Origin of the sequence: Gordonia sp. SCSIO 19800, from assembly GCF_018132775.1 — a bacterium.
GTDB lineage: Bacteria > Actinomycetota > Actinomycetes > Mycobacteriales > Mycobacteriaceae > Gordonia > Gordonia hongkongensis.
The window spans coordinates 93818-120050 of sequence record NZ_JAGRQM010000006.1 but is presented as its reverse complement, the minus strand read 5'-3'; the positions used below and the strand labels follow the sequence as shown (position 1 = coordinate 120050).

25 protein-coding genes and 1 tRNA gene are annotated in these 26233 nt (G+C 69.0%); 15 read left to right on the top strand and 11 right to left on the bottom strand.

Annotated features, from left to right (window positions below; translation table 11 throughout):
- The first annotated feature begins 19 nt into the window (after window positions 1–19).
- Entirely contained in the window at window positions 20–829 is an 810-nt protein-coding gene (locus KB201_RS09505; protein ID WP_078111686.1) for a transglutaminase family protein, read from the top strand.
- Window positions 830–833: 4 nt separating this feature from the next.
- The gene (locus KB201_RS09500) at window positions 834–1949 is read left to right on the top strand and encodes a putative zinc-binding metallopeptidase (protein WP_211539032.1); all 1116 of its coding nucleotides are present in this window, start codon (window positions 834–836) and stop codon (window positions 1947–1949) included.
- On the opposite strand, the gene otsB is transcribed toward KB201_RS09500, so the two are convergent.
- The 4 genes from otsB to KB201_RS09480 all read right to left on the bottom strand — a co-directional run bounded on the left by otsB (window position 1946) and on the right by KB201_RS09480 (window position 6096).
- Window positions 1946–2734, bottom strand: a complete 789-nt coding sequence (gene otsB / locus KB201_RS09495; RefSeq protein ID WP_058251253.1) for a trehalose-phosphatase — start codon at window positions 2732–2734, stop codon at window positions 1946–1948. The two genes, KB201_RS09500 and otsB, sit on opposite strands and share 4 nt — an antisense overlap.
- Window positions 2731–4218 (bottom strand): trehalose-6-phosphate synthase, encoded by a 1488-nt coding sequence (locus tag KB201_RS09490; protein ID WP_058251252.1) that lies wholly within the window; start codon window positions 4216–4218, stop codon window positions 2731–2733. Before KB201_RS09490 ends, otsB begins: the two co-directional genes overlap by 4 nt.
- 46 nt (window positions 4219–4264) lie before the next feature.
- Window positions 4265–4435, bottom strand: coding sequence for a hypothetical protein (locus KB201_RS09485; RefSeq protein WP_165630609.1), 171 nt, complete (start codon window positions 4433–4435; stop codon window positions 4265–4267).
- 164 nt (window positions 4436–4599) lie between these two features.
- Window positions 4600–6096: a threonine/serine exporter ThrE family protein gene (locus tag KB201_RS09480; RefSeq protein ID WP_078111683.1), complete on the bottom strand. Its 1497-nt coding sequence runs from the start codon at window positions 6094–6096 to the stop codon at window positions 4600–4602.
- 190 nt (window positions 6097–6286) lie between these two features.
- Here KB201_RS09480 and KB201_RS09475 point away from each other — a divergent pair, with 190 nt between their 5' ends.
- Window positions 6287–6673, top strand: a complete 387-nt coding sequence (locus KB201_RS09475; RefSeq protein ID WP_078111682.1) for a RidA family protein — start codon at window positions 6287–6289, stop codon at window positions 6671–6673.
- A gap of 69 nt (window positions 6674–6742) precedes the next feature.
- Window positions 6743–6817: transfer RNA gene (locus tag KB201_RS09470), tRNA-Thr, on the top strand.
- 71 nt (window positions 6818–6888) lie between these two features.
- Here the strand turns inward: KB201_RS09470 and KB201_RS09465 are convergent.
- Window positions 6889–7242, bottom strand: a complete 354-nt coding sequence (locus KB201_RS09465) for a Fe-S protein (RefSeq protein WP_065631513.1) — start codon at window positions 7240–7242, stop codon at window positions 6889–6891.
- A gap of 72 nt (window positions 7243–7314) precedes the next feature.
- Between KB201_RS09465 and KB201_RS09460 the strand changes: the two genes are divergently transcribed.
- On the top strand, window positions 7315–8952 hold the full coding sequence (locus KB201_RS09460; RefSeq protein ID WP_175401152.1) for a carboxylesterase/lipase family protein: 1638 nt from the start codon (window positions 7315–7317) through the stop codon (window positions 8950–8952).
- A gap of 241 nt (window positions 8953–9193) precedes the next feature.
- Here KB201_RS09460 and KB201_RS09455 read toward each other — a convergent pair whose 3' ends face one another.
- Complete coding sequence (locus KB201_RS09455; protein WP_211539030.1) at window positions 9194–12967, bottom strand: PD40 domain-containing protein; 3774 nt, start codon at window positions 12965–12967, stop codon at window positions 9194–9196.
- Window positions 12968–13465: 498 nt separating this feature from the next.
- Here KB201_RS09455 and KB201_RS09450 point away from each other — a divergent pair, with 498 nt between their 5' ends.
- The 4 genes from KB201_RS09450 to KB201_RS09435 are packed head-to-tail and all read left to right on the top strand — an operon-like array spanning window position 13466 to window position 16567.
- A complete protein-coding gene (locus KB201_RS09450; RefSeq protein WP_211539028.1) occupies window positions 13466–14674 on the top strand; it encodes a winged helix DNA-binding domain-containing protein in 1209 nt (402 codons plus the stop codon).
- A gap of 42 nt (window positions 14675–14716) precedes the next feature.
- Window positions 14717–15079, top strand: a complete 363-nt coding sequence (locus KB201_RS09445; protein ID WP_165630605.1) for a helix-turn-helix transcriptional regulator — start codon at window positions 14717–14719, stop codon at window positions 15077–15079.
- Window positions 15076–16164 (top strand): ACR3 family arsenite efflux transporter, encoded by a 1089-nt coding sequence (gene arsB, locus KB201_RS09440; protein WP_211539026.1) that lies wholly within the window; start codon window positions 15076–15078, stop codon window positions 16162–16164. The genes KB201_RS09445 and arsB overlap by 4 nt, the downstream gene beginning before the upstream one ends.
- Window positions 16157–16567 (top strand): low molecular weight phosphatase family protein, encoded by a 411-nt coding sequence (locus tag KB201_RS09435; RefSeq protein WP_211539024.1) that lies wholly within the window; start codon window positions 16157–16159, stop codon window positions 16565–16567. Before arsB ends, KB201_RS09435 begins: the two co-directional genes overlap by 8 nt.
- A 324-nt stretch (window positions 16568–16891) precedes the next feature.
- Here the strand turns inward: KB201_RS09435 and KB201_RS09430 are convergent, their stop codons facing one another.
- Window positions 16892–17377 (bottom strand): ArsI/CadI family heavy metal resistance metalloenzyme, encoded by a 486-nt coding sequence (locus tag KB201_RS09430; protein ID WP_211539016.1) that lies wholly within the window; start codon window positions 17375–17377, stop codon window positions 16892–16894.
- A 101-nt stretch (window positions 17378–17478) separates the two neighbouring features.
- On the opposite strand from KB201_RS09430, the gene KB201_RS09425 reads away from it, so the two are divergent.
- On the top strand, window positions 17479–17841 hold the full coding sequence (locus KB201_RS09425) for an Rv2640c family ArsR-like transcriptional regulator (protein ID WP_211539014.1): 363 nt from the start codon (window positions 17479–17481) through the stop codon (window positions 17839–17841).
- Window positions 17842–17878: 37 nt separating this feature from the next.
- Here KB201_RS09425 and KB201_RS09420 read toward each other — a convergent pair whose 3' ends face one another.
- Window positions 17879–18118: a three-helix bundle dimerization domain-containing protein gene (locus KB201_RS09420; protein ID WP_211539012.1), complete on the bottom strand. Its 240-nt coding sequence runs from the start codon at window positions 18116–18118 to the stop codon at window positions 17879–17881.
- 157 nt (window positions 18119–18275) lie between these two features.
- Between KB201_RS09420 and KB201_RS09415 the strand changes: the two genes are divergently transcribed.
- From KB201_RS09415 to KB201_RS09400, 4 genes are all read left to right on the top strand, one after another.
- Window positions 18276–18488 carry a hypothetical protein gene (locus KB201_RS09415; protein WP_137810474.1) on the top strand — a complete coding sequence of 71 codons (213 nt, stop codon included), beginning with the start codon at window positions 18276–18278 and terminating at the stop codon, window positions 18486–18488.
- An 87-nt stretch (window positions 18489–18575) separates the two neighbouring features.
- The gene (locus tag KB201_RS09410) at window positions 18576–19262 is read left to right on the top strand and encodes a DUF899 family protein (protein WP_211539010.1); all 687 of its coding nucleotides are present in this window, start codon (window positions 18576–18578) and stop codon (window positions 19260–19262) included.
- Window positions 19263–19355: 93 nt separating this feature from the next.
- Window positions 19356–20078 (top strand): response regulator transcription factor, encoded by a 723-nt coding sequence (locus tag KB201_RS09405; RefSeq protein ID WP_058251237.1) that lies wholly within the window; start codon window positions 19356–19358, stop codon window positions 20076–20078.
- Between the two features lie 61 nt (window positions 20079–20139).
- On the top strand, window positions 20140–21534 hold the full coding sequence (locus tag KB201_RS09400) for a cell wall metabolism sensor histidine kinase WalK (protein ID WP_175404308.1): 1395 nt from the start codon (window positions 20140–20142) through the stop codon (window positions 21532–21534).
- Here the strand turns inward: KB201_RS09400 and KB201_RS09395 are convergent.
- The gene (locus tag KB201_RS09395) at window positions 21531–22370 is read right to left on the bottom strand and encodes a hypothetical protein (RefSeq protein ID WP_058251235.1); all 840 of its coding nucleotides are present in this window, start codon (window positions 22368–22370) and stop codon (window positions 21531–21533) included. The genes KB201_RS09400 and KB201_RS09395 overlap by 4 nt on opposite strands.
- Before the next feature lie 17 nt (window positions 22371–22387).
- The gene (locus KB201_RS09390; RefSeq protein ID WP_211539139.1) at window positions 22388–23383 is read right to left on the bottom strand and encodes a DNA adenine methylase; all 996 of its coding nucleotides are present in this window, start codon (window positions 23381–23383) and stop codon (window positions 22388–22390) included.
- 200 nt (window positions 23384–23583) lie between these two features.
- Between KB201_RS09390 and KB201_RS09385 the strand changes: the two genes are divergently transcribed.
- On the top strand, window positions 23584–24009 hold the full coding sequence (locus tag KB201_RS09385; protein WP_004020640.1) for an HIT family protein: 426 nt from the start codon (window positions 23584–23586) through the stop codon (window positions 24007–24009).
- 91 nt (window positions 24010–24100) lie between these two features.
- Here the strand turns inward: KB201_RS09385 and KB201_RS09380 are convergent, their stop codons facing one another.
- On the bottom strand, window positions 24101–26221 hold the full coding sequence (locus tag KB201_RS09380; RefSeq protein WP_211539008.1) for an ATP-dependent DNA helicase RecQ: 2121 nt from the start codon (window positions 26219–26221) through the stop codon (window positions 24101–24103).
- Window positions 26222–26233: the final 12 nt, after the last annotated feature.

Sequence of the window (26233 nt, the reverse complement as noted above, 5' to 3'; positions counted from 1 at the left end):
TATCCCCTACGGTGTGTCCATGACGCTGCCCCGCGATGTGTCCGCACGGCTCGAGCTGCGGGTCGACGACCCCACCGAACTGGAGATGCAGATCACCGTCGCCCGATTGCCCGGCCTCCAATTGGAGGAAGAACTCAAGGTCGAGTTCGACGGCCAGTGGGTGACGCCGGAAGAGATCATCGGTCCGCACGGTTCCCGGATTCACCGGCTCCAGCTGGAGCGGGGTGTCCTGAACATCGACTACTGGGCGTCGGTCCTCACCCCGGCCGATCCGCTGCCCGTCGACATCACCGACCGCTCGACCTATCTGCGCCCGAGTCGATATGCCGAGTGCGACAAGTTCTTCGGCTTCGCCGCGGGACAGTTCGACGCGTCGCTGCCCGACGGGGAGATCCTGACCCAGGTCGCGGAGTACGTGTCGGACCGGCTCAGCTACATCCCCGGGACGAGTGATCCCATCGACGGTGCCGCCGACACCCTGCTGGCCGGGGCGGGGGTGTGCCGCGACTACGCACACCTCGTCGTCGCGCTGCTGCGGGCGCTGAACATCCCGGCCCGCCTCGTCGCGGTGTACGCCCCGGGATGTTCGCCGATGGATTTCCACGCCGTCGCCGAGGCGATCGTCGACGGTGAGTGGGTGGTGGTCGACGCGACCGGGCTCGCCCCACGCCAGAGCCTGGTGCGGATCTCGACCGGCCGCGATGCCGCCGACACCGCGTTCCTCGACAACCATCGCGGGTCGATCAACCTCAACTCCTACGAGGTGACGGCGACGGTGCGCGGCGAGCTTCCGATCGACGACGGGAATGCGCGCGTCCGGATAGGGTGAGCGCGTGCATGCGCTAACCTGTCCGGTCTGCAATGCGTTGTCGGGCTTCGATCGTCAGACCTGCCCGAACTGTGCGACGACCGTGGGCGTGCACCTGCCGTCGCGGTCGCTGTACGCGGTCGGCGAGGAGGGGGTCGAGATCGACGGCGCCCTGTGGGTGTGGTGTGTGAATCGGGATCGGACGCACTGCAACTGGCTGACGCTCGCCGAGGTCACCGAGGACAGCATCGGCCTGCGGGGTCGGTGTCTCCCCGAGTCGCTGATCCGGCGTCAGCCCGACGCCGAGGACACCATCGCGCTCGAGAAGCTCGCGCCGGCATCGTTCGACCTGCGGCTGCTGGTGTACCAACTCGTCGATCTGGGTCTGCCGGTGGAGCCGTTCTGGCGCACCGAGGGCGGCCTGGCCTTCGACCTGTTGTCGAGTCAGACCCTCGGCCGGCCGGTGATGATCGGGCACGCGGGCGGGGTGGTGACCATCGACCTCGCCGAGACCCAGGACGCCTATCGGGAGCGCCTCCGGGTCGACCTCGGCGAGCAGTACCGCACCATGCTGGGTCATTTCCGCCACGAGACCGGGCACTACTACGAACACGTCCTCGTCGAGACCGGCCCGGGCGCGGAACGCTACCTCGACCGGTGTCGGGACCTGTTCGGCGACGAACGCGCGAGCTACGCCGACGCGATCAACCGCCACTATCGGTTCGGGTCACCGGAGAACTGGCGCGAGTCGTACATCTCCGAGTACGCCACGATGCATCCGTGGGAGGACTTCGCGGAGTGCTTCGCGCACTACCTCCACATCACCGGGACCATCGACACCGCCCGGGAATCCGGGCTGAATCTCGACGCGCAGCAGGTCCGGTTCACCATGGACCGTGACATCGTGCCGCTCCGGTCGTACGCCGACGAGCCGACCGAACGGCTGCTGTACGACTGGAAGTGGTTGTCGCTCATGCTGAACCGGGTGAACGTGGCCATGGGACGCCGCCCGCTCTATCCGTTCACCATCCCCGAACCCGTCGTGCGCAAACTCGGCTTCGTGCACGAGGTGATTCGGGAGAGCGCCCGGCGGGCGGTGACGACGGACCCGCTCGTCGCGGCCCCGGCGCAGCCGGCCTAACCGGCCGAGGCCGTCCGCGCCCGCTGCTCGGCCACGAACGCGAGAACCGTTGCCACATCGTCGGTGTCGGCGATGCGATAGTCGGCGGCGGTGTCACCTTCGCCGACCTTGATGCCGATGTCACCGGTCTGGGGACGCAGGTGCGCGAAGGCCTTCTCGTCGGTCACGTCGTCGCCGAGATAGATGACCGCGTCGGCGCCGACGGCCGCGCGCAGGGTGTCGAGGGCGTGGCCCTTGCTGGTCTCGATCACCGCGAGTTCGAGGACGGCCTTGCCCTCGGTGGTGTGCACCCCCGGCCAGGAGGCCGGACCGGTGCGGGCGCGATCGAGCGCGGCGACGGCGTCGGACGCCGACGCGTTGCGCACGTGCAACACCGTGCTCGCCGGTTTGACCTCGACGGTGCTGCCCGGGAATTCCGCGGCGATGGCGCGCAACTCGTCGATCAGGCGGGTCAACAGCGCGCGCGCTTCGTCGGTGACCTCGACCGCGAACCCGGACTCGAACTCACTGCCGTGACTACCTACCAGCACGACTGGGGCGGTGAGGCCGGACAGTTCCGCGAGCACGGCCCGTTCGCGGCCGGACACCACGGCGACGACGGTGTCGGGAAGTGCCGCGGCGGCGACGAGCGCGTCGATCGACGCGGGTTCGGGGACGGCGTCCTCGGGACGCGCGACGATCGGCGAGACACATCCGTCGTAATCGCTGGCCACGAGCAGCACCCCCACGCCGGCGGCCCGGACCAGCGCGTCGGTGAGTTCGGCGGGAATCCCGGTGTGGTTCACTCGGGCTCGTCCACCAGATGAACACCCCGGTTGGGCGACAGTTCGGTGTCGGAGTCGGCGCCGAGGGTGCCGAGGAAGCTTTCCGCCCACTTCGCGACGTCGTGGGCGAGGACCTGCCTGCGCAGCGCGCGCATGCGCCGCCTGCCCTCGTGTTCGCTCTGTTCGACCGCGGCCTCGATCGCGTCCTTGACGCCGTCGAGGTCGTACGGGTTGGCCTGGTACGCCGAGCGCAGTTCGGCTGCCGCGCCGGTGAACTCGCTGAGGACGAGTGCGCCGCCCAGGTCGCCCCGGCAGGCCACGTACTCCTTGGCGACGAGGTTCATGCCGTCGCGCAGGGGCGTGACCAGCATGACGTCGGCCGCGACGAAGAAGGCGACGAGTTCCTCACGCGGCACCGGTCGGTGCAGGTACTGCACCACCGGCTGGCCCACGGTCGCGTGGGTGCCGTTGATGTTCCCGACGAGTTGCTCGATACCGGCGCGCATCTGCTTGTAGCTCTCGACGCGCTCGCGGCTCGGCGTCGCGAGTTGCAGCATCACCGTGTCGGCGGGATCGAGTCGCTTCTCGGCCAGCAACTCGGAGATGGCCTTGAGCCGGACGTCGATGCCCTTGGTGTAGTCGAGCCGGTCGACGCCGAGCATGATCGTCTTCGGATTGCCCAGCTCGCGGCGGATCTCGGCGGCGCGCTCCCGGATCTTGCGGGTCTTGGACAGTGCGTCGAGCTCCCCGGAGTCGATCGAGATGGGGAACGCGCCGACGCGCACGGTGCGGAATCCGACCTGCACCACGCCGAAGCGCGAGCGCACGCCGACGGTGCCCTTGCTGGTGGCCTGCCCGGCGAGGCGTCGGGCGAGGAAGAGGAAGTTCTGTGCCCCACCCGGCAGGTGGAATCCGATGAGGTCGGCGCCGAGCAGACCTTCGACGATCTCGGTCCGCCACGGCATCTGCATGAACAGCTCGACCGGCGGGAACGGGATGTGCAGGAAGAAGCCGATCTTGACGTCGGGCCGCAGCATGCGCAGCATCTTCGGCACCAGTTGGAGCTGGTAATCCTGCACCCAGACGACGGCCCCCTCGCCCGCGGCTCGCGAGGCCGCCTCGGCGAAGCGCCGGTTCACCTCGACGTAGGTGTTCCACCACTCGCGGTGGTACTCGGGCTTGACGATGACGTCGTGGTAGAGCGGCCACAGGGTGGCGTTGGAGAAGCCCTCGTAGTACTCGGCGATCTCTTGCGCCGACAGCGGGACCGCGTGGATGTCGATGCCCTCGATGTCGGGGTTGTCATCGGAGTCGGGGATGCCCGACCAGCCGACCCAGGCCCCGGTGTTGGCGCGCAGGATCGGCTCGAGCGCGGTCACGAGTCCGCCGGGACTCTGCTTCCAGTTGACCGTGCCGTCGGGAAGGACCTCTTTGTCGACGGGCAGGCGGTTCGCGACGACCACGAACTCGGCCCCGTCATGGGTGGACCGGTCGGTGCCGGTCACTCCGCCGGTGTCGGGGTTGGTTTCTCCTGCTCGCGGAGCCACCTGCTCAGGCGTTCTCGCCCGGCGCGATCCCCAGCATGGCGAACAGCATCCGGCACTCGTCGGCGTCGGTGGCGTACGCGGCGACGACTCGGCGCGCCGAGTTGGCGGTCTCGTCGGCCACCGGCTCCAGTTCGTCGTCGGTGATGTCGGTCGCGTCGGTGGTCTTCGCGGGCATGTGAGTCCCCTCGTTGTGCGGCATGGTGTGCGGTTCGGTGCGCGGTGACGAGGCGCAGCCGTGCGGTGTCTCGGTCCGTTGCTGACTGGAGCGGCCGTCCGATGACACGCCCGACTCCGCATTCTACCCGGACATCGGTGGTGCTCACGGCCACCCGTCCGGCGTCAGCGTCGTGGCGGTGGCGGCCGCCACCGGTTCGCCCGGACCCGGCGTGCGGCCGCGTCGGCCTGCCGCGCCTCACGGGCTTCGCGCAGGGCGATCCGGCGGCGGAGACGCCAGTCCGGACGGGGTGGTAGCTGAGGGCGACGCAGCGACCGGGCGACGAACTCGCCCAGCGTGACCCCCGCAGCGAGGGCGCAGCCGATGGCCAGCGCGTTCGCGATCCAGGTGAATCCGTCGAGCGTCTGGTCGCCGAGGATGCCGTAGAGGCCGCGATACACCGCGAGACCGGGCAGCAGCGGGGTGATGCCGGCCACCGCGACGACCAGCGGCGGGGTCAACGCGCGGCGTGCCAGCAGGCCGCCGATCAGTCCGACGAACGCCGCCGCGAGACCGTTGGCGATGACGTCGCCGATGTCGGTGAACGTCGAGGCCGCCGCGACCGCGGTGCCGATGAAACCGCCGAGGAACGCCACGCCGAGGGCGCGCGTCTCGGCGTAGCTGGCCAGCGCGTAGGCGCAGGCGGCGACCGCGCCGGCGACCACCCGGATCGGCAGTTCGACGACCTCGAAGCTGGTGGTCGTGGTGATCGTGGGCAGGAAGATGCCGCCCGCCTCCAGGATTCGGATCGCGACGCCGACACCGGCGATGATGCCGCCGGTCATCAGCAGCAACTCGAAGAACCGGGCGACACCGGTGATCGGTGCGCCGGTGATCGCGTCCTGGACCGAGCCGACGAGGGACAACCCCGAGAGCAACACGACGATGCCGGCCGCGATGACCTGCGACGGCGCGATCTGCACACCGAGTCGTTCGGCCGCGGCGAAGACCAGGGCGGCCGGGACCACCGCGATGAAACCGCCGGTCAGCTGCTGGAAGAAGACCGGTGTCCCGATGCGGTTGAGCCAGCGGTTGACGGTGACCGTCACCACGGTCGTCAGGAAGGCGAGCGCGGCGACGAGGTACTCGCCACCGAGTAGCACCGAGATGCCCGACGCCATGATTCCCCAGGCGGTCGTGGCCAGCCAGTGGGGATAGGGGTGCGGTGCCGTGATGATCTCGTCGACCATCTGATGCGCGGTCGACGGACTGATGAACGAGTCACGGATGCGGCGGACGAGCCGGTCGACCTGCGCGAGCCGCGTGAAGTCCATCGACCGGTAGTAGACCTGCTCCATCGTGGTGATCGGCGGGAGCGTCGCGCCGCGCCGCGCACTGACGACGATCGTGTTGTAGGTGACATCGACGTCGACGTCCTCGAGGCCGTACACACCTGCGACGAACTTGATCTGCGTCTGGGTGTCGATGGCGCCCGTGCCCGAGTCGAGCAGGACCGCACCGATCTTCGTGGCGAGGTCGAGCACCTCCGTGATCGCCGCGACGTCGAACGGTTCGATCGGCCTGCGCGGCGACACCATGATGCTGCCGGGTTCGATCGTGTCGATCGTCGCCTGACGGCTGCCCGTGAGACGACGTAGAGCACGGCCGATCTGTTCGCGCACAGCAGGCCTCCTCGGGTCGATGGTGGGGTGCTCGCGGGGTGACCGGGGCCCGGCCGGTTCAACCCTGACAGGAGACTGGATACACCTCGTCCGTCCGGACGACTCCGGCAGGGTCGGCGGAGGAGCCGGGAGCGGCGGTGAGCGCCGGTGACCGGGGTGACGACGGCGACCACTCGTCTACGATCGCGGCATGTCCTCGGTGCAGATCAACGGTCCGCGAGACGGCCACACCCGCAGTGCCACGGTGAGTCCCGGGAGTCTCGTCTTCACCGCCGGTGCGGCCCCCATCGACGACGACGGCGCCACCGTCGCACCCGGGAACGTTCGCGAACAGGCCGTGCAGTGCATGAGAAACCTCGAGGCCGCGCTGATCGAGTCCGGCGCGACGCTGCGCGACGTCGCGAAGGTCACCGTCTTCGTCGCCGAACACCTGCAGGCCGATCTGGTGGTCGCGTGGGACGCGGTGACCGAGGCCTTCGGCGATCACAAGCCGGCCGGCAGCCTGCTGGGCGTCTCGGTCCTCGCCTACGACGATCAGCTGGTGGAGATCGAAGCGGTCGCGGCCCTCCGGGGCTGATCGCGGCACGGCCGGTCCGCCGGGTGCGGATGAAGCGGGAGCGGTCCGGCCGATATACTCGCCCCGCGCGCCTCCTTAGCTCAGTGGTAGAGCACTCGCCTTGTAAGCGAGCGGTCGTCGGTTCAATCCCGACAGGGGGCTCCACGCACGAACGCCGCGCACCTGTTCCGGTGCGCGGCGTCTGTCGTCTCGCGGGTTCGGCTCGCGGGCCCGGGCTACCAGATGACGGCGAGGCCCGCGGCCAGCAGGGACAGGGCGCCGACGGACCAGAACAGGGCGCGCGGTACGGGTTCGCCGGTGCGCTTCTGCCGAGCACTGCCCATGCCGAGGATTCCGCCGAGGACGAGCAGGATCACCAGCTTGATGCCGATCTTCGGGTAGTTCAGCTCGATACCGGCCGGCCACGGCGCCGCGAGCGCGAGCCCGGTCAGCAGGGACAGCAGCAGTCCGTAGTCCATCACGCGGGTGAACCGGAACTCGCGAGCCACGAGTTGGGTGACCCAGCCGCCGAAGGTCACGGCGAAGCCGATGATGTGCAGGAAGATTACGACGTTGCGTAGTAGCTCCATGCGGTCACCATACCCAGCAGACACGGCCGAGTTCTGGATTACGAGAACGGGTTCACGGTGCACGATGGACGGATGAAGCACGACGAACCGGGCACCTCCGCCAACTCGACGTCCCCGACCGACGGCGTGGCTCCGGACGGGACCCGCCCAACGGCCCAGACCCGGGTCGGCACCTTCCGCGGGGTCGCCGGGGAACGGGCCGACGTGTGGCGGGGCATCCGGTACGCCCGCCCGCCCGTGGGGGAGTTGCGCTGGCGCCGTGCGATTCCCCTCGAGGAGGCCGATGCGCCCGAGGATGTGGTGGATGCCTCGACCTTCGGCGCGGTCTGCCCGCAACAACTCAACCCCGCCGTACGTCTCGGTCCCGATGTGGTCATGGACGAGGACTGCCTGTTCCTCAACGTCTGGACCCCGCCGGGGGCCGCGGAGCACGCCGACGACGCCGTCGGACTCCCGGTCATGGTGTGGCTGCACGGCGGCGCCTACGTGCTGGGGTCGGGGGCCCAGCCGTTCTACGAGGGCTCGAACCTCGCCGCCACCGGCGACGTGGTTGTCGTGACGCTGAACTATCGGCTCGGTGTGCTCGGGTTCGCCGACCTGTCGTCGATCGACCCGCGGTTCGAGTCGAATGCCGGCCTCAGTGACGTGCTCACCGCGTTAGGCTGGGTCCGCGACCACATCGCCGCCTTCGGCGGTGATCCCGACAAGGTGACGGTGTTCGGCGAGTCGGCGGGCGCGGGACTGGTCACCGCGCTGCTCACCATGCCGGCCGCGGCCGGGCTCTTCGGCCGGGCCATCGCGCAGAGTTCGCCCGTGACGTCGATGTACGGTGCCGACCGGGCCGCGCGGGTCGCCGACCAACTGCTCGAGGCCGCCGGCATCGACGCCGGTGGACTCGACACCGGCGAGATCGTCGGGCGTCTCGAACAACTCGACGGCATGACCTGTTCGGCGATCACCACCACCCTGTTCGAGAAGGTCCCCACCGAGGTGCCGGGGACCATCGCGTTCGCACCGGTCATCGACGGCGATCTGCTGCCCGAACATCCCCTCGACGTCTATCGCGCGGGTCGGGCGCATCCGGTGCCGCTGATCATCGGGACCAACCGCGACGAGGCGAATCTCTTCAAGTACATGAAGTCGCCGCTGATGCCGATCACCACCGCCGACATCGAGCGCATGTTCGCCGGGATGGCGAAGGAGTATCCGGACGTCGTCCTGCCCGAACGTGCGCAGGTGCTCTCCGCGTATTCCGGTCTGCGCCCGAAGGTCACCGGACTCGGCGTGGCCCGTGACGTGGCGTTCCGCATGCCCACGCTGTGGCTCGCGGAGGCGCATGCGCGTTCGGCGCCGGTCTATGTCTACCGCTACGACTGGACGACGCGAATGTTCCGGCTGCTCGGTCTGGGGGCCGCCCATGCGACCGAGGTCCCGTACGTGTGGGGGAATCTGGGCAACGGGCCGAAGGACATCACGTTCCTGCTCGGCGGGCGTAAGCAGGGAGAAGCGGTGTCGGAGAGGATGATCCGACGGTGGACCGCATTCGCACACGGTCAGGAGCCGGACGCCGGGGCGCTCGGGGATCCCTGGCCGACCTACGACACCGGCCATCGCCCGGTGTTGCGCATCGACGCCGAGGACCGGGTCGTGCAGAACCTCGACGGCGACATCTGGGAGGCGTGGGGCGACGAGGTGCTCGGCTTCCGTTGATGGGCCCCTCCGCTGGCCGAGCAGCGTCGTCGATGTCACCAAGTGGCTTCGACACGGCTCCTCGACCTCGACGCGCTCCTTCGTCGCTTGCTCGGCCCGGCGGCTGCGCTCGGTGCCGGCTCAACCAGCGGGTGGGGGCTTTCGCAGGCGGAGCGGGGTCGGGCCCCTCCGCTGGCCGAGCAGCGTGGACCGAGCGCAGCGAGGACGCCGCGTGTCGAGGTCACCTGTCTCGCAACAAGCCTCAGTCCCGACGGCAGTCCGCGCGAGCGTCGATGTGCGGGAGATAGGCGTCGCGCTGGGCGTCGGTGACGGGTGCGGTGCTGGCGCAGATCCAGTCGCGGGCCTCGTCGAGATCGAGCGTGTGCAGGTAGACGTTCCCGGTGGTGTCGCCGCCGGAGATGATGTGCTCGTCGGTGGGGAGTCGGGCGGGTAGTTGCCAGGTGGTGGTCGTGTCGGTGGTCGCGAGCAGCGTCCCGACCGGTTGCGGGTCGGTGAGCCGGCCGTCGTCGTCGAGGGCGAAACTGATCAGCTCGTGCGTCGCGGTACCCACCGTGAGGCGGTTCGGCGCGACGGACACCGTCGAGGCGAACATGTCCTCCTCCCGGTCGATCAGTTCGGGTTCGGCGTCCGTGCCGGCCGGCGGGAGCCGCCACGTGGAGAGGTCGCGGGAGGCGACCACCAGCACATCGCCGTCGAATACGGACTGGGCGGCCGGCGCCTCGGTGGTGATGACGTCGACCGGGTCCGCGCCCGGCGACGTCAGGTCGTACAGGTAGACGCGTTTGTCGTCGGAGGTGACCGCGACCCGCAAGCCGTCGGAGCTGAAGGCGACGTTGCGGATGAGGTCGGTGGGTCCGCGCAGCGGTGCGCCCACGCGTCGCGGGGAGCCGGGCACCGAGGTGTCCCACAGGGCCACGGTGGTGTCGGTGTCTCCGGTCGCGAGCAGATGGCCCGACGGCGCGAAGGCGACCGGGAACGAATAGCGGGTGGCGACGTCGAGGGCCGCGGCGCGTCGCGGGGCCGCGGTGTCGGTGATGTCCCACAACTCGACGAGCCCGCCGTTGTTGTTGGCGGTCGCGGCGAGGGTGCCGGGGCCGTTGAGGCTGACCCGCGGATGGTCGTTGACCCGACGCTGGATGGGCGTGCGCGATCGCAGGGTGAGGCCGTCGGACATCGTCCACAGGTTCAGGGTGGTGTCGGCGCCGACCGTCGCCAGGACTCGTTGCGCGTCGTCGGTGTCCACGCCGGTGATGGTCCCGCCCCGGTCGGGTTCGGTTCGGCCGGGCAGGCTCCAGACGTCGATCGTGCCGTCGGAGCGGCCGGAGACGAGTTGGCGGCCGCTGGGGTCGAACCGGGCCGCGAAGGTCCGCACCGAGCCCTGTTCGGAGGTCGTCTGCAGCGCCCACTGCAGGATCGGCGAGGCCGGGTTCGCGGTGTTCCACACCCGGACCAGGCCGTCGGCCCGGGCGGAGGCCAACTGCGCACCCGAACCGTCGAAGGCGATCGACCACGACCCGGCCGTGCTGTTGGGCAGCGACGTGCTCAGCGGGCGGGGTGCGAGCGGGTCGGCCACGTCCCAGAGTTGGGTGTTCGGACTGTCGCCGGTGATCGCCAGCGAGCGGCTGTCCGGGCTGAACGCGACGGCATGGGTGATGCTGGGGAAGCCGGTCAGCGGCCCACCCAGCGGCTGCGGCGATTCGCCGGTCGTCCACAGCCGGACGGTCCGGTCGTCGCCGCCGCTGGCCAGGACGCGTCCGTCGGGGCTGAAGGAGAGGGTGCGCGCCGCGGCGGTGTGGCCGCGCAGGACGGCCGTCTCCCGGATCGCTCCGGTCGGTGAGACGGCGTATATCGTGATCGTGCCGTCGTCGGACGATGCGGCCAGGGTCCGCCCGTCGGCGGCGAACCGCACCATGTAGACGGTGCCGTGGCCCGGGGACACCGTCGTCGCCAGCCGCGGGTTCGGTGCGTCGGTCAGGTCCCACATCCGGACGGAACCGTCCCCGCTGCTGCTCGCCAGCAGTTGCCGTGTCGGGTGGAAGTCGGTGCTGGTGACGTAGTTGCCGAAGCCGCGCAGGACCGCGACCTCCCGATAGTCCGACGAGCCGGACCGGGCCCAGACGCGCACGGTCCGGTCGCCGCTCGCCGACGCGAGCTGCGTGCCCGTCCGGTTGAACGACAGGTCGTAGACCGGGCCGGTGTGGCCGGTCAGCGGGGCCACCAGGGGCGTCGTCGCGGCGCCGCGCAGACGGCTCTGGACGGTCGGGTCGTCGGGATAGACCTCGTGGGCGACGAGCAACAGTCGCGCGGCCAGCGACGGGTTGGAGTACTGGATGCTGTCGATGTGCGACAACAGCGCCGAGCGTTCGGCGGCGTTGCGCTGTTCGCGCAGGTCGTGGGCCTGTCGGAAGCCGATGGCGGCGGTGATGGACGCCGCGATGGCCAGCACGACGATCACCGACACCGCGCCGACGCGCGTGATGCGGCGCCGCTGCTGCATGGCGACCGCCGCGTCGAGGAAGGCGTCGTTCTCGCTGCTCAGCAGATGCAGGTAATCGCTGCGCAGGGTTCGTCGCCGGCGCTTGGCGTCCTCGAGGCGCGACCCGGTGTAGAGGAACGACCGGCCGCGCCCGTTGGCCAGCCACGCCGCGGTGTCGGCGTCGACCTGCTGGCGCCAGAGGTGGTTGTCGGTGTCGTCGGCGATCCACTCGGCCAGACGTGGCCAGGCGGTGAGCACCACGTCGTGCACGAGCATCACCGAGTCGGTGGACACCGTGAGCAACCTGGCCTGGGCGAATTCGTCGATGACGGTCGCGACCTCGGGCGGGAACCGGTTCGCGATGGTCGCCGTGGAGAGCGGCACGCGCAGCGCGATGCCGGCCGGCCCGACGTGCACCAGGGCGAGGAGGACCGCGCGCGCGAGATCCCGATGACGCGGATCGATCGCCGCCCAGGCCGTCTCGGCGGTGTCGGCGACCGCGCGGGCGATACCGCCGGTGGCCCGGTACCCGGACAGGGTCATGCGGTTACCGGTCCGGCGTGCCCAGGTCGCCTGGAGAACGTGCGCCAGCAACGGCAGGCGGCCGGCGCGGTCACCGCCGGTCGACGCCTCGTACAGCTCGGTGATCATCACGTCGGCGAGTCCGGTCTCGATGCGGCCGCCGGCGAGTCGGACGGGCGCGGTGATCACCTCGCGCAACTGCGTGCGGGTCATCTCCGAGACGATCACGCAGCGGTGCTGCCACGCATCGGCGAGGAACGGATGCTCGACGCACTGACTGAAGAAGTCGGCTCGCACGCCGACCACGACCACGACGTCGGACGCCAGTTCTTCGACCTCGCGCAGCGTCTCGGTCCGCAGCGGGTCCTCGAGCGAGAAGACGTTCTCGAACTGGTCGATGACGATGACCGCGTCCCCGGTCGTCGAGGCCGGCGCATCGGTGTCGCCCGGCACGTCCGGGTCGGCGATGACGAGCCCACTCGGGGTGATCTCGCCGAGTCGGGGCGACGACAATCGCCTGTCCCGGGCGAGGCCGGCACGGAGCAGCGATGACTTGCCCGATCCCGAGACCCCGGTGACCACCACCAGTCGCGACGCGGGGGACAGCGGTGGCGGTCCGGAGCGGGCCGACAGGATCGCATCGACGAGGGTGCTGACGACGTCGTCCCGGCCGAAGTACATCTGACTGTCGGCCGCGGTCAGGGTGGCGAGGCCGGGGAACGGCCGGGCATGCTGCGGTGCGGGCGGCTCGGCGGTGGGGGTCTCGTCGGGCGTCCGGCGGTCCCACATCTCCCGCCACTGCGGGATGGTCAGGACGTCGTCGGCCCCGGCGGCGACGGCGCGTGCGGTCAGCCAGACGAGCAGCGGTTCGACGGTCGCGAAGTCGCGGGGGAGATGACGGCCGTTGCGCCAGTCACTGATCCGCTGCGCCGAGACCCGGGCCCGTGTCGCCGCGGCGCGCAGCGTGGGCCGACCGGCTTGCACGAACAAACGCGTGAGTGCCTGACCGAAATCCACTCAGCTGTCCTTGTGCTCGCCCCGACAGATCGACCGCACCATCATGCGATAGCCGAACCCACCGCGCCACCATCGGCGATCCGATGTGGTGACGGCCACACCGCGGACCGCGGATCACCGGACGTGACAAGCGGATCCGGAACCGGTTCTGTCCGGTCCGGATAGTCCGTTAGCGGCTTGATCTGCGCTTATGTGCCGGTTTCCGGAACGGGGGTGGAGTGGGTCGCGTTCGTGGGGTCTGCTGGTGGGGCGCAACTCGACGGGGGTCGGGAAGCGCACAGGTTGCGTCGGTCGAAGGACACACCGAAAGTGTCGCGAACACTGCCCGTCGGGGGCTGTGTGTCGTTCGGCCCACACGACCGCGCGGGTGCCGGACACCGGGTCGACGGGGGTCGGCGGTCTCCGGCACCCGCGTCCCCTCCTCGCCTGCCGGGTCACCCGGGCTGTCGGCTCCGATCACTACGATCTGTCCATGCGACCACCCCGGGTGCCCGTGCGATGAGCCGCCGCCTGTCGATCACCGACGCGCAACGCCGCGCTCGCCTCATGCGCCGGCAACACCTCGATGTCTCGTCTCGAGCCGCCGACTCCGTAGAAGCCGCTGCCACGATGGTCGGTCTGCACGCGACCACACCGTCGAGCGTCCACCTCGCCGCATGGGCCCGGGTCGATCCGGAGCTCTCGCGCGAGTCGGTCGACGCCGCCCTCTACGACGACCGGACGCTCGTCAAGCACCTCGCGATGCGTCGCACGCTGTTCGTCTTCCCGCGGGACATCCTGGCCGAGTCCGTCGGAGCCCTCGGGCCGCGGATCTCGGCGTCGGAACGTACCAACATGTTGCGCGACCTCCGCCGCAGTCCCGACTTCGACGACCCGGAGGGCTGGATCGAGACCGCCCGGCAGGCAGTCCTGGCCGAACTCGCCGGTGGTGAGTCGCTGACCTCTACCGAACTCCGCGAGCGTCTGCCCGCACTCGACGGCTACATCAGCCACGGCGCGGGCACCACGTGGGCGGGACGCGCTCCGATGGGCCCGCGTGTGCTCAACATGCTCGACGCCGAGGGGGCGATCGTCCGCGGACCCAACCGGCTGCGCTGGCATCTGTCGCGGCCGGCGTGGACATCCATGCCGCTCTGGCTCGGCGAGGACCTGCCGTCGATGAGCGTCCACGACGGGCACTGCGCGCTGATCGGACGCTGGCTGCGGACCTACGGACCCGGCACCGAGACGGACCTGGTGTGGTGGCTGGGGTCGACCAAGACCGCGGTCCGCGCGGCCCTCGCCGAACTGGAGACCGTCCAGGTCGACCTGGAGGGTGGCGGAGTCGGCCACGTCCTGCCCGACGATCTACCCGACGGCACCGGGGTCGACGGCACGGGGGACGAGCCGGTCGAACCGCAGGCCGTGCTCCTTCCGGAGCTCGACCCGACCACCATGGGCTACAAGGAGCGCGGCTTCTATCTCGGCGGCCACGCGCCGCAGGTCTTCGACTCCGCGGGCAACGGGGGCCAGACCGCCTGGTGGGATGGTCGTATCGTCGGTGGCTGGTATCGCCGCGCCGACTCGACGATCGACGTCGTCCCGCTCGAACCGTTGTCCGGAGAAGCGCGCCGGGCTCTCGATGCCCGGGCCGAGGAGCTCGCGGCATGGCTGGGGGACGAACCACTGAAGACCGGCTACACCGCGCCGTACGCGAAAGGGTTGTAGGTCGACGCCTTCGCTTGGTTCGACATCTGTCAATATTGATGAATGTCGAACCAGAACCTGCTGGCGACGGTCTCCCGCGGCCTGACGACCGACGAGGCGGAGACCGTCGCTCCGGCGTTGAAGGCACTCGCGGACCCGGTCCGGTTGCGGTTGTTGTCCGAGATCGCCGCGCATCCGGGAGGTGAGGCGTGCGTGTGCGACATCTCCGGACCGTTCGACCTCTCGCAGCCGACGATCTCGCACCATCTGAGAGTGCTTCGCGAAGCTGGTCTGGTGACGAGCGAGCGACGCGCGACCTGGGTGTACTACCGCGTGAACATTGTTGCGCTACAAGAATTGTCGGGGCTGCTCGGCTGTCTCGCCACGGTTCTGGGGGAAGCACGTTCGTGTGAGGCCGGACGATGAACGTCACGGAAACCGCCGTTGCGGGCAGGCTGTCGATGCTCGACCGGTTCCTGCCGGTGTGGATCGGCGCCGCGATGGTGGTGGGTCTGCTGCTGGGCCGCAGTGTTCCCGGCGTGGGCGACGCGCTGGCGGCCGTCGAACTCGACGACATCTCGTTGCCGATCGCACTCGGGTTGCTGATCATGATGTATCCGGTGCTGGCCAAGGTGCGCTATGACCGGCTCGACTCGGTCACCGCCGACCGTCGCCTGCTGCTCGGGTCGCTGGTCCTGAACTGGATCATCGGCCCGGCGTTGATGTTCGCGCTGGCCTGGCTCCTGCTCCCGGACCTGCCGGAGTACCGGACCGGACTGATCATCGTCGGGCTGGCCCGATGTATCGCGATGGTCATCATCTGGAACGACCTGGCCTGCGGCGACCGCGAAGCCGCTGCCGTTCTGGTCGCGCTGAACTCGGTGTTCCAGGTGATCATGTTCGCCGTGCTGGGCTGGTTCTACCTTTCCGTGTTGCCTGGCTGGCTCGGCCTGCAACAGACGACCATCGACGCCTCGCCGTGGCAGATCGCGAAGTCGGTGCTGATCTTCCTCGGCATCCCGCTGGTCGCCGGGTACCTGACCCGCCGGATCGGTGAACGGACCAGGGGGCGTGAGTGGTACGAGTCCGCGTTCCTGCCGCGCCTCGGACCGTGGGCCCTCTACGGTTTGTTGTTCACCATCGTCATCCTGTTCGCGTTGCAGGGTGAGCAGATCATGTCGCAGCCCTGGGACGTCGCGCGTATCGCTCTGCCGCTGCTGATCTACTTCGCGGTGATGTGGGGCGGTGGGTTCGTGCTCGGCGCCGCGATGGGTCTGGGGTATGCGCGCACCACCACGCTCGCGTTCACCGCGGCCGGCAACAACTTCGAACTCGCCATCGCCGTCGCGATCGCCACCTATGGTGCGACCTCCGGCCAGGCCCTGGCCGGGGTCATCGGACCGCTCATCGAGGTCCCCGTCCTCGTCGCCCTGGTCTATGTGTCCCTCGCGTTGCGGAAGCGGTTCTCTGCAACACCCGACTCGACTGGGGAGCCCGCGCGCCATGTCTGACCCCATCAATGTGCTGTTCGTGTGCGTCAGCAACCGTGGCAAATCTGTGATGGCCGAACGTCTCTCGGCAACGGTCACCGACCGGATCGCGGCGTCGTCCGCCGGGACCAACGCGAAGATCGGCGGGCAGGTCAACGAACTGTCCGCGCGGGTGCTCGCCGAGGTCGGAGCCGACGCCGGCGGACATCGGCCACGACAGCTCACGGACGAGATGATGCGAGCCGCGGACCTGGTCGTGGTGGTCGGCACCGCCGAGGTCACCCCGCCCGACGGGGTGAGTGTCGAGGTGTGGAACACCGACGAACCCTCCGATCGAGGCATCGACGGCCTCGAACGGATGCGGTTGATCCGCGACGACATCACCACCCGCATCCGCGCCCTCGCCAACCGCTTGGAGCGGTGAGCGTTCAGAACGGTGCGGGGTTGGCGGGGTGCCCGCAAGCCCACCCCTTTTCCAGATTCCCACCACGCTCGGACCAGGTGGATTCACGGAAAAGAGGTGGGTTTGCCGGAATGTGGCGGGTGCGGTGTTCGGTACGGCGTAGGTGATCGACGCGCAGTGGGTGATGACGTCCACGAGTTCACCGGCGGACAACTCGGTAACGGAAAGCGCTGCAGACAGCGACATTTCGTCTCCGGGCTCGATACCCGAAGCGCCTGTGTCATCGCCCCCGAACTGCATGACATCACCGTACGACCACCCACCGACAAGTACGACGACGCTCGGTCAGCAGCAGGCTGTGCGCGCGTCGGCGGGGTCGGTGGCGCTACCGCCGCAGCACACCGACCCCTCGGCGGATTCGTCGACACCGCTCTCGGCCAACAGCTTCGGGCTGGTTCCGAAGGTGTCGGAATCCGCGAGCACGGTGTAGATCTCCCACTTTTCGTCGCTCGGACCGGTGACCCACACTTTGTCTTGCGTTGCGAAACAACAGGTGGAGTTGATCTCCTGCTGTGTGAACATGCCTTCGCCGGACAGTCGGGCGATCTCGGCATGCACCGTCTCGCTCGATTCGACCTCCACCCCGAGATGGTTGATCGTGCCGCCCTGACCCGGATTCTCCAGGAGTACCAATTTCAGCGGGGGTTCGACGATCGCGAAGTTCGCGTATCCGGGCTTCCGCTTGGCCGGGGCGGTGTCGAACAGCTTGGAGTAGAACTCGATCGCGGTATCGAGGTCATCGACATTGAGTGCGAGTTGCATACGGGACATGAGGGGAACCACCTTCACCTGTGAGACATATGTCAAATCCGGACGTTCTTGCAGAATGCCACCTTTTCGACATATGTCAATACAGCCGGTAGGGTCGGACCATGCCCAAGACCCTGCCGATGGTCGACATCAGCGCACCCATCTGCTGTGCGCCCGTGTCGGCAGCGCCACTCGACGACGCCACGGCTCTCGAGATCGCGTTGCGGCTCAAGGCTCTTGCCGATCCGGTGCGGATCAGACTGGTCTCGATCCTTCTCGCCGACGGCGGTGACGGGATCTGCACCTGCGATCTCGCGACCGCGGTCGGGCTCACCGAAGCAACGACGAGCCATCACCTGGGTCAACTACGCAAGGCCGGGATGGTCTCCCCCGAACGTCGCGGGATGAATGTCTATTACCGCCCGAGGCCAGAGTCTCTGGAAGCGCTGCGCCAGGTACTCAATGCGACCACCGGGTGCTGCTGACCACCGGGACCTCCCACGGACGCGACCCCGGCCCGGCTCACTCCCCGACGTGCGGCGGGACGGTCGTCGGGTCGGCCACCACGTCGGTGCCGCCGAGAGCCTTGTTCGCGCGGCGTTCCACCAGCAGCGGCACGAAGTCGCGGACTTCGGTCCCGCTGAAGTGCTCGTAGGCCTGCTCGACCGCGGCGGCGACGTCTTCTGGTCGTCGGTGTGAGTAGAGGCCGATCAGCCGGTCCTGTACTTCGCTGATCTGACGCCGCTCGTCATTAGCATCCATGCACACAATTTAGTGCGAATGCGACAACGTCGACTGTCACGACGGATGGATTCACTGACAGTTCATCTCGCCGCCATCGAGACTCAATCTCGACCGGCCCGTACGCACCGCTGATGATCGTGGGCGGTTGACGATCGGAGAACCTACGATGACACCCATGGTTCCGTCACGGCGACCCATCGACCCGGCCGCGCAGGCGCAGGCGCGGGTGCTGGTCGAAGAGCTGGAACGCGTCGCGGACTCGCTCGTGGACCGGCTGCAGGCCGGTGTGGGTGGCGAGAAGGCGCAGCGAGCAGCGCGTCGGGAGCTGTATGAGGTCCGCGAGCACGTCCGACGGCTTCAGAGCACATACGCCCTTTCCCCTTCGTAGAGCTGTGCCCCCTTTCCGATGAATTTCCGCCACGGGCGCGGGTCAGACCCGGTGGACTGTTCTCACCACCGAGCGAAAGGCTTCGTCATGACCGCGGCACTCCCACCCGTAGCCGACCGCGACACCTGGGCGGCGGCGCTGGCCGACCTGCGGCGCCGCGAGAAGGCGGCGACCCGCGAACTCGACGCCATCGCCGCGCAGCGTCGTCGACTCCCGATGGTCGAGATGGACGACTACGTCCTCACTGGGCCCGCCGGGCCGATCCGTCTGGTCGACATCTTCGACGGACGCTCACAGCTGATCGTCTACAACCACATGTGGACCGACGGCGCCCGGTTCCAGTGTCCCGGCTGCACCGGTTTCACCACCCAGTTCAGCCGACTCGACTACCTCGCCGACTACGACGCACGGTTCGTCATCATCACGCACGGGCCGATCGACGAGGTGCTGGCGTACAAGCGGCGGGTCGGCAATCGCATGGACTGGTACTCGTCGGCGGGTACGACGTTCTCCGCCGACGTCGACGCCGCGCCGGGCGAGGGGTTCGCCGTGAATGTGTTCCTCCGGGACGGCGACACCGTCTATCGCACGTGGCACTCGACGGGACGCGGCACCGAACAGCTGGGCTTCACGTTCGGACTACTCGATGTGCTGCCCTACGGGCGGCAGGAAGAGTGGCAGGACTCCCCAGACGGATGGCCCCAGAGTCCGACCTATTCGCGGTGGCGTGGCTCGGAGGAGATGGCCGCGGCGTATGGTGATCCCGACGCTTGAGTTCACGTCGAGGTGAATCCGCTGGTCAGCGTTCACAGGAATCTCCCAGCGTGCCTACAGTGAGGTTCCAGGGCCGCCTGGGACTCTGGTCGTGTGAGTGAAGCGGCGAAACAGAACAACACGCGCGGCGCGAAGGTCCTCGTGGTCGACGACGAGGAGAACATCCGTCAATTGCTGTCGGTGTCGCTGAAGTTCCAGGGCTACGAGGTCGAGACCGCCGCCGACGGTCCGGCGGCCCTCGACCGATGCCGCATCGCCAAACCCGACGTCCTCGTCCTCGACGTGATGATGCCGGGAATGGACGGGTTCGGGCTGCTGCGCCGGCTGCGTGCCGACGGGGTGGAGGCGCCGGCACTGTTCCTGTCGGCGCGCGACACGGTGGAGGACAAGATCAACGGCCTCACCATCGGCGGTGACGACTACGTCACCAAACCCTTCAGTCTCGAAGAGGTCGTCGCCCGGTTACAGGTGTTGCTGCGCCGCAGCGGTTTCGACGACCAGAAGCGCGCGTCGTCGAAGATCACCTTCGCCGACATCGAACTCGACGACGAGACCCACGAGGTGTTCAAGGCGGGCGAACTGGTCGCCCTCTCGCCGACGGAGTTCACGCTGTTGCGCTACTTCATGGTCAACGCGGGCACGGTGTTGTCGAAGCCGCGCATCCTCGACCACGTCTGGAACTACGACTTCGGCGGCGAGGTGAACGTCGTCGAATCCTATGTGTCGTACCTGCGGCGCAAGCTCGACACCGGGGACAAGCGACTCATCCACACCCTCCGCGGCGTCGGCTACGTGATGCGTGAGCCCCGTGACTGATGCGACGGTGACGAGTGCCGGCCGCGGCACGCGGAAGCGCGGTGTCCCACTGCGGATCTCGATGGTGGCGCTGACGGTGTTGCTCGTCGCCGTCGGACTCCTCGCCTCCGGTGTCGCGGTGACCTCGTCGATGCGGCAGGACCTCATCTCCCGCGCCGACGAGGGGCTGGAGAACGCGGTACGCACGTGGGCCGAACCCCGTGGTCTCCTCGGCGACGGCCCCGGCCCACCCGGGCCGCGTCGGCCGCCGTCGCCCTACTACGTCGAGTCCGTCGTCTACGGGCCCGGCGGGATGTCGGCCGACAACGTCTACAACCAGTTCGACGACGCACCCGACCTCAGTGGACTGACCGGTGACAACGCCGGACCCGTCACCGTCCCGTCGGTCGACGGGGACGGGCCGCAGTGGCGGGTCATCAAGCACAGCAACAGCTTCGGCAGATCCATCGTGGCCACCCCGATGTCCGACATCGACGACACGGTCAGCAGGCTGGTCTGGCTGCAGCTCGCGATCGGCGCGCTGGTCGTCCTGCTCATCGGGGTGCTGAGCTACGTCCTGGTGCGCACGAGTCTGCGCCCGCTCCGCCGGGTCGAGGAGACCGCGCACGAGATCGCGGAGGGCAATCTGACGCGGCGGGTGCCGCCGGCGCCGCCGAACACCGAGGTCGGCAGTCTGTCGGACTCGCTGAACCGGATGCTCGGCCAGATCCAGCATGCGTTCGCCTCGACGGCCGCGTCCGAACAGCAGGCCCGCGCCTCCGAGGAGCGGATGCGCCGTTTCGTCGCCGACGCCAGCCACGAACTACGGACCCCGCTCACGTCCATCAAGGGATTCGCCGAACTCTATTCACAGGGCGGCGTCCCCGACGTGACCGACGCGATGCGGCGCATCGACGACGAGGCCGGCCGGATGAACCTGCTGGTGGAGGATCTGCTGATGCTCGCGCGACTCGACGCGCAGCGGCCGCTGGACTCGGCACCCGTCGACCTCCTCGGCCTGGCCGCCGATGCCGTGCAGAGCGCCCGTGTCGCCGCCCCCGAGCGCGAGATCCGGCTCGACGTCGTCCCGGGCGATCGGCCGCCGGTCGTGCTCGGCGACGGGCCCCGCCTGGTCCAGGTGCTGCGCAACCTCATCGGCAACGCCGTGAACCACACCCCGGCGGACGCCTCGATCACGGTCGGGGTGAGCGTCGACGACGCCGCGAGCCCCGGGGAGGCGGTGCTGACCGTCGCCGACACCGGGCCGGGGCTCTCGCCCGAGGACGCCGAGCGCGTCTTCGAACGCTTCTACCGCGGGGACTCGTCCCGACATCGCGGCTCCGGCGGCGGTAGCGGCCTCGGCCTCTCGATCGTCGCGGCACTGGTCGCCGCGCACGGCGGCCGCGTCGGTGTGGACACGAGCCCCGGTGCGGGAGCGACGTTCTGGGTGCGCCTACCGCTCGCGGAGGCCGATTAGATCAACCGGCGCAACTTCGCGAATTCGGTGACGTCGTCGCGGAACCGGTCGAGTCCGACGAGCGTGTACATCCCGTCGATCTGCCGGTTGGCCCACAGCTGGTGGATGCGGCGTAGGTCGGATTGCCGTGACTTCCAACCGATCCCGTCGATCACCGCGAGGACGAGCTGGGTCGGCAGCCGCACCTCGGCCATCTCCTCGATCTCACGGACCGCGTCGGTGAGTTTGGAGCCCGTCGAGTCGAAGCCCTTGGCCGCGACCACGATGTCGGCCGACGCCGGGTCGCCGACGATGAGGTCGGCGGGCGCGGTCCGGCCGTTGCGTCCCGCGAACCGCGAGCGGGTGACGTAGTCGAGGCCGATGTCGCGGGCGATGTCCTCGATCTCGTCCTCGACACGCCGGCCCGACGCGCCCGCGCGGGTGGCGGTGGCGCGGGTGCCGGCGCGGGCCACGAGAATGTCGGCGAAGGTGAACGTGCGGGACAGCTGGGTGCGCAACATGCGGACCAGGTCGAATTCGGTGTCGAGCCAGGTCACCAGCTCGACCGGTTGTGCGCGCGCCAATGCATGCCACCCACTGGTGTCGAACCGGTCGCGTAGGGCGTTCTTCAGCTTCTCCTGGGACAGCCCGACGGCGAGCCCCAGTACGGGGACATCGGTGGGGTTGTCACGCACCCACGCCGCCAGTCCCGCGATGTCGGTGTCGAGCAGTTCACCGAGACGCGCCGTGGCCTGGGTGATCCGCTCGGCCTCCGGCGTCGACGCGGTGGGGTCGACGTGAGAGGTCAACCGTCCCAACGATTGCAGATAGTCGTCGAAGTCGCCCGCGGTGCTCATCGTGGAAAGTCGTCCACTCAGTCCCGGCCGATGAACAGGTACTCGCTCACGTCGCGGCGGGTCGCCGCCGCGTGGGTGCCGAAGCTGTACTTGTGGTCGATCGCGATGACCTCCACCGACGGCTTGACCTTCCCGAGCAGGTCGACGATTCGGTCCTTGCCCGGCAACGCATTCGACGAGTACGACAGCACGATGGCGCCGGCGTCCTCGAAATGCTCGAAGGTACGCAGCAGCGCGTCCTCGATGGTCCGCTTGTAGGCGAACGGCGTGAAGCGTTTCGGCAGCTTCTTGGTCTTGGTGTTCTCCATGATGCTCATCCCGCGCCAGTAGGCCGACAGGCCTTCGAGGAAGTGGTAGCGCTTGATGTAGTCGTTGTCGTCGGTCGGCGGGGCATACGGGGGGTCGAGGTACACGAGGTCCGGTGCTGCCCAGGGTAATTCGAGGTCGAAGATGTCGCCCTGCACGCTCCGGCTGTTGCGTCCGTTGCTGAACACGGTGGCGTTGTAGTCCGCGGCCGCCCGCAGACGGAAGTGGTCGCGCAGCGACATCGTCAGGTCGCGACGACCGTCGGCGTAACGCGTCGAGTCGGTGAAGGTGAACACGCCACGGGGCTGTTTGCGGGCGGCCGAGAGAACGAGGGCGGCGATCGCGAGATCGCGTCGGTAACCGCGCAGTGCGTCGATGTGCGACCACGCGGAGTCCAGGAACGCACGGTCCTCGGTGGTGAAGTACAGCCCGTCGAAGGTCCGCGAGATGTAGTCGCGATCGTCGGCGGGCGGACCGCAGATGGCCTCGATCAGTTCCGGCTCGAGCCGGACACTCGAATTGGCCACCGACGCGCGGGTGATGATGTGCGGGAAGTTGAGGAAGTCGTTGCTGACGACCTCGAAGCCCTGCGCCTTCAGCAGATAGGACACGACTCCGGAACCGGAGAACGCGTCGACCGCGGTGGACCCGCCGATCTCGGCGAAGGTGCGTTCGAGGTGGGGCAGCAGCCGGTACTTCGACCCCATGTACCGGAGGCGGGGGAACCGTTGGGCGCGGGCCAGGACGTCGCTGGATCCGACGACGGCTCGGGAGGTGCGTCCTGCCCGGGATGATTCTGGCCCACTCACACCGAAAAGAATGTCATGGACCCCCGACATCCCGGGACAACACTCGCCGTCGACCGCAGCGTCACCGTGGCGACGCCCGCACCACCTAGACTCGGCCCATGGCATCGGTCTTCAGCATGATCATTAATGGCGATCTCCCCGGTCGATTCGTCTGGAAGGACGGCGAGGCGGTCGCGTTCCTCACGATCGAACCGGTCACGCCCGGTCACGTCCTGGTGGTTCCCCGCGCCGAGGTCGACCACTGGGAGCAGATGGACACCGCCGCGTTCGCGCACCTCAGCGCCGTCGCGCAGAACGTGGGTCGCGCGGTGAAGGACGCCTTCGACGCGCCGCGGATGGGCCTGCTCATCGCCGGCCTCGAAGTCCCGCACGTGCACGTCCACGTGTTCCCGGCGCTCTCGATGCAGACCTTCGACCTCGCGAACGCGAACAAGAACGCCCGCCCCGAGGACCTCGACGCCGCGGCCGAGAAGATCCGCGCCAGCCTCCGGTCGCTCGGGTACGGCGAGTACGTCGCCGATTGACCCGACCGTCCGGCAAACCCACCACTTTTCGGCGAACCCACCCCTCGTCAGGGTGCTGGGTATGCCGAAAAGGGGTGGGTTTGCGGAGGGCTCACACCGTCCGGTGGATCAGCAGCGGTAGCACCGCGGTGGCGCCGGCCTCGCGGAGGGCGGCGGCGGCCAGGGTGATCGGCCAGCCCGAGCCGTTGGCGTCGACCACGAGCAGCACGGCGCGGCCCGCGACGTCGGGCGGGTCGCCGAGGTGGTCGCGCCAGTACGCGGCCTCGACCGCGCCGGTCGCGTCGGTGGGCGGATCGCCCATGCGCACGGAAAAGCTGTCGCCCTCGCGTTTCCCGACCTTCCGCAGGTGGTCGGCCAGGGTCTCGGCCAGGACGGTGCCGGTCAGCCGGAGCGACACGATGACGTCGGCCCGGATACCGGTGTCGCGCACCCACGCGGCCAGCGTCGCAACCGCGGCGTCGCTCAACTCGGCGAGCGCGCGCTCGTCGCCGTTGCGGGCCGCGGCCAGCACCTCGACCCACTCCGGGGCGTCGGCATGGGCCAGGACACGACCTGGCTCGGCCAGGAGATCGGCGGGAATCCTTCCGCGACGGCCGAATTCGCCGCCCGGCCACATCTTGCGGGGGTCCAGGGTCTGGGCCTTGCGACGCAGCGTCGAGGTCACGGTGCGGACGATCTCGGCGTCGACCGAATCGGGGAGTCCTTCGCTGAGGGCGCCCCGGCAGACCGAGCAGCGACCGCAGTCCGCGGCCTGCGGGTCGTCGAGTGATTCGGTCAGCAGCCGCATCAAACAGGTGCGCCCCGCGATGTAGGCGCGCATGATGTCGGCCTCCCGACGGCGCACGGCGAGGATGCCCTCGTAGTGCTCGGACTCGTAGGTCCAGGGCTTGCCCGTGACAACCCACCCGTCTGGGGTTCGGTCGGTGACGCCGTCGACCGCCAGCTGCTTGAGCATCAATTCGATTCGGGTGCGCCGGAATCGGGTGGCAGCCTCGAGCTGCACCACCGACTGCGGCTCGTCCGCGGACTCCAGCGCGCCGAGCAGATCTCGCATCTTGTCCGGGTCGGGGATCGTCGCGGTGGCGAAGTGGTCCCAGATCCGATCGTCGGTCTGTGACGCCAAGAGCATCACGACGGCGTCGTCGAGGGCGCGTCCGGCACGGCCGACCTGCTGGTAGTAGGAGACCGGCGACGGCGGGGACCCGACATGCACGACGAATCCGAGATCGGGTTTGTCATAACCCATTCCGAGCGCCGACGTCGCGACGAGGGCCTTGACCTCGTTGCGCAGCAACGCGTCTTCGAGTTCGTGGCGGCGGTCGGCGTCGAGCTGGCCGGTGTAGGCCGCCACCGCGACGGAGTCACCGTGGACCGCCCGGATGGCCTCGACCAGGCGGTCGGCGTCGGCGACGGTCAGCACGTACACGATGCCCGACCCCGGCAGGGCCGGCAGCGCCTGGGCCACCCACCCGTACCGCTGGACCGGGGAGAGGCCGTCGAGGACGTTGAGGTGCAGAGACTTTCGCGCCAGCGGGCCGCGGAGGACGAGGGTGGGCTCACCGCCGGCCCCGGCGTCGAGCTGGGCAGCGACGTCCTCGGTCACACGGCCGTTGGCGGTGGCGGTGGTGGCCAGGACGGGCGTCGTCGGGTTGACGGTGCGTAGCACGTCGGCGACACGGCGGTAGTCGGGGCGGAAGTCGTGACCCCAGTCGGAGACCGCATGCGCCTCGTCGATGACGAGCAGACCCAGGTTGCCGGCGAGGGCGTCGAGGACCCGGCGGCCGAAGCCCGGGTTGGCGAGCCGCTCCGGCGACACGAGCAGGACGTCGAGGTCGCCGGCGCGCAGCTGTGCCTCGATCATCGACCACTCGTCGACGTTGGACGAGTTGAGGGTGGCCGCCGACAACCCGCCGCGGGCGGCGGCGGCGACCTGGTCGCGCATTAGGGACAACAGCGGGGACACGATCAGCGTCGGCCCGCCACCGCCCGAGCGGATGATCGCGGTCGCCGACCAGTAGACCGCCGACTTGCCCCACCCGGTCGCCTGGACCACCAGGACCCGCGCACCGCGTTCGGTGGGGTCGGCGGGGCGGCCGGCCAGCGCGGTCACGGCCCGGAGCTGGTCGTCACGCAGCGCGGCGCCCTCACCGGCCAGGCTGGTGATGACGCGGTTGGCGGCGGTCAGCTGGTCCGGGGCGAGGGTTGCGGCCATGCGCCCCAATGT

Coding starts and splice junctions, on each gene's coding strand:
- KB201_RS09380 (WP_211539008.1), bottom strand. CDS start 26,221: ATGGCCGCAACCCTCGCCCCGGACCAGCTGACCGCCGCCAACCGCGTC.
- KB201_RS09400 (WP_175404308.1), top strand. CDS start 20,140: ATGGTGGCGCTGACGGTGTTGCTCGTCGCCGTCGGACTCCTCGCCTCC.
- KB201_RS09420 (WP_211539012.1), bottom strand. CDS start 18,118: ATGGATGCTAATGACGAGCGGCGTCAGATCAGCGAAGTACAGGACCGG.
- KB201_RS09425 (WP_211539014.1), top strand. CDS start 17,479: ATGCCCAAGACCCTGCCGATGGTCGACATCAGCGCACCCATCTGCTGT.
- KB201_RS09385 (WP_004020640.1), top strand. CDS start 23,584: ATGGCATCGGTCTTCAGCATGATCATTAATGGCGATCTCCCCGGTCGA.
- KB201_RS09465 (WP_065631513.1), bottom strand. CDS start 7,242: ATGGAGCTACTACGCAACGTCGTAATCTTCCTGCACATCATCGGCTTC.
- KB201_RS09430 (WP_211539016.1), bottom strand. CDS start 17,377: ATGTCCCGTATGCAACTCGCACTCAATGTCGATGACCTCGATACCGCG.
- KB201_RS09435 (WP_211539024.1), top strand. CDS start 16,157: ATGTCTGACCCCATCAATGTGCTGTTCGTGTGCGTCAGCAACCGTGGC.
- KB201_RS09395 (WP_058251235.1), bottom strand. CDS start 22,370: ATGAGCACCGCGGGCGACTTCGACGACTATCTGCAATCGTTGGGACGG.
- arsB (WP_211539026.1), top strand. CDS start 15,076: ATGAACGTCACGGAAACCGCCGTTGCGGGCAGGCTGTCGATGCTCGAC.
- KB201_RS09445 (WP_165630605.1), top strand. CDS start 14,717: ATGTCGAACCAGAACCTGCTGGCGACGGTCTCCCGCGGCCTGACGACC.
- KB201_RS09450 (WP_211539028.1), top strand. CDS start 13,466: ATGAGCCGCCGCCTGTCGATCACCGACGCGCAACGCCGCGCTCGCCTC.
- KB201_RS09505 (WP_078111686.1), top strand. CDS start 20: ATGACGCTGCCCCGCGATGTGTCCGCACGGCTCGAGCTGCGGGTCGAC.
- KB201_RS09415 (WP_137810474.1), top strand. CDS start 18,276: ATGGTTCCGTCACGGCGACCCATCGACCCGGCCGCGCAGGCGCAGGCG.
- KB201_RS09410 (WP_211539010.1), top strand. CDS start 18,576: ATGACCGCGGCACTCCCACCCGTAGCCGACCGCGACACCTGGGCGGCG.
- KB201_RS09475 (WP_078111682.1), top strand. CDS start 6,287: ATGTCCTCGGTGCAGATCAACGGTCCGCGAGACGGCCACACCCGCAGT.
- KB201_RS09485 (WP_165630609.1), bottom strand. CDS start 4,435: ATGCCCGCGAAGACCACCGACGCGACCGACATCACCGACGACGAACTG.
- KB201_RS09460 (WP_175401152.1), top strand. CDS start 7,315: ATGAAGCACGACGAACCGGGCACCTCCGCCAACTCGACGTCCCCGACC.
- KB201_RS09390 (WP_211539139.1), bottom strand. CDS start 23,383: ATGGGGTCGAAGTACCGGCTGCTGCCCCACCTCGAACGCACCTTCGCC.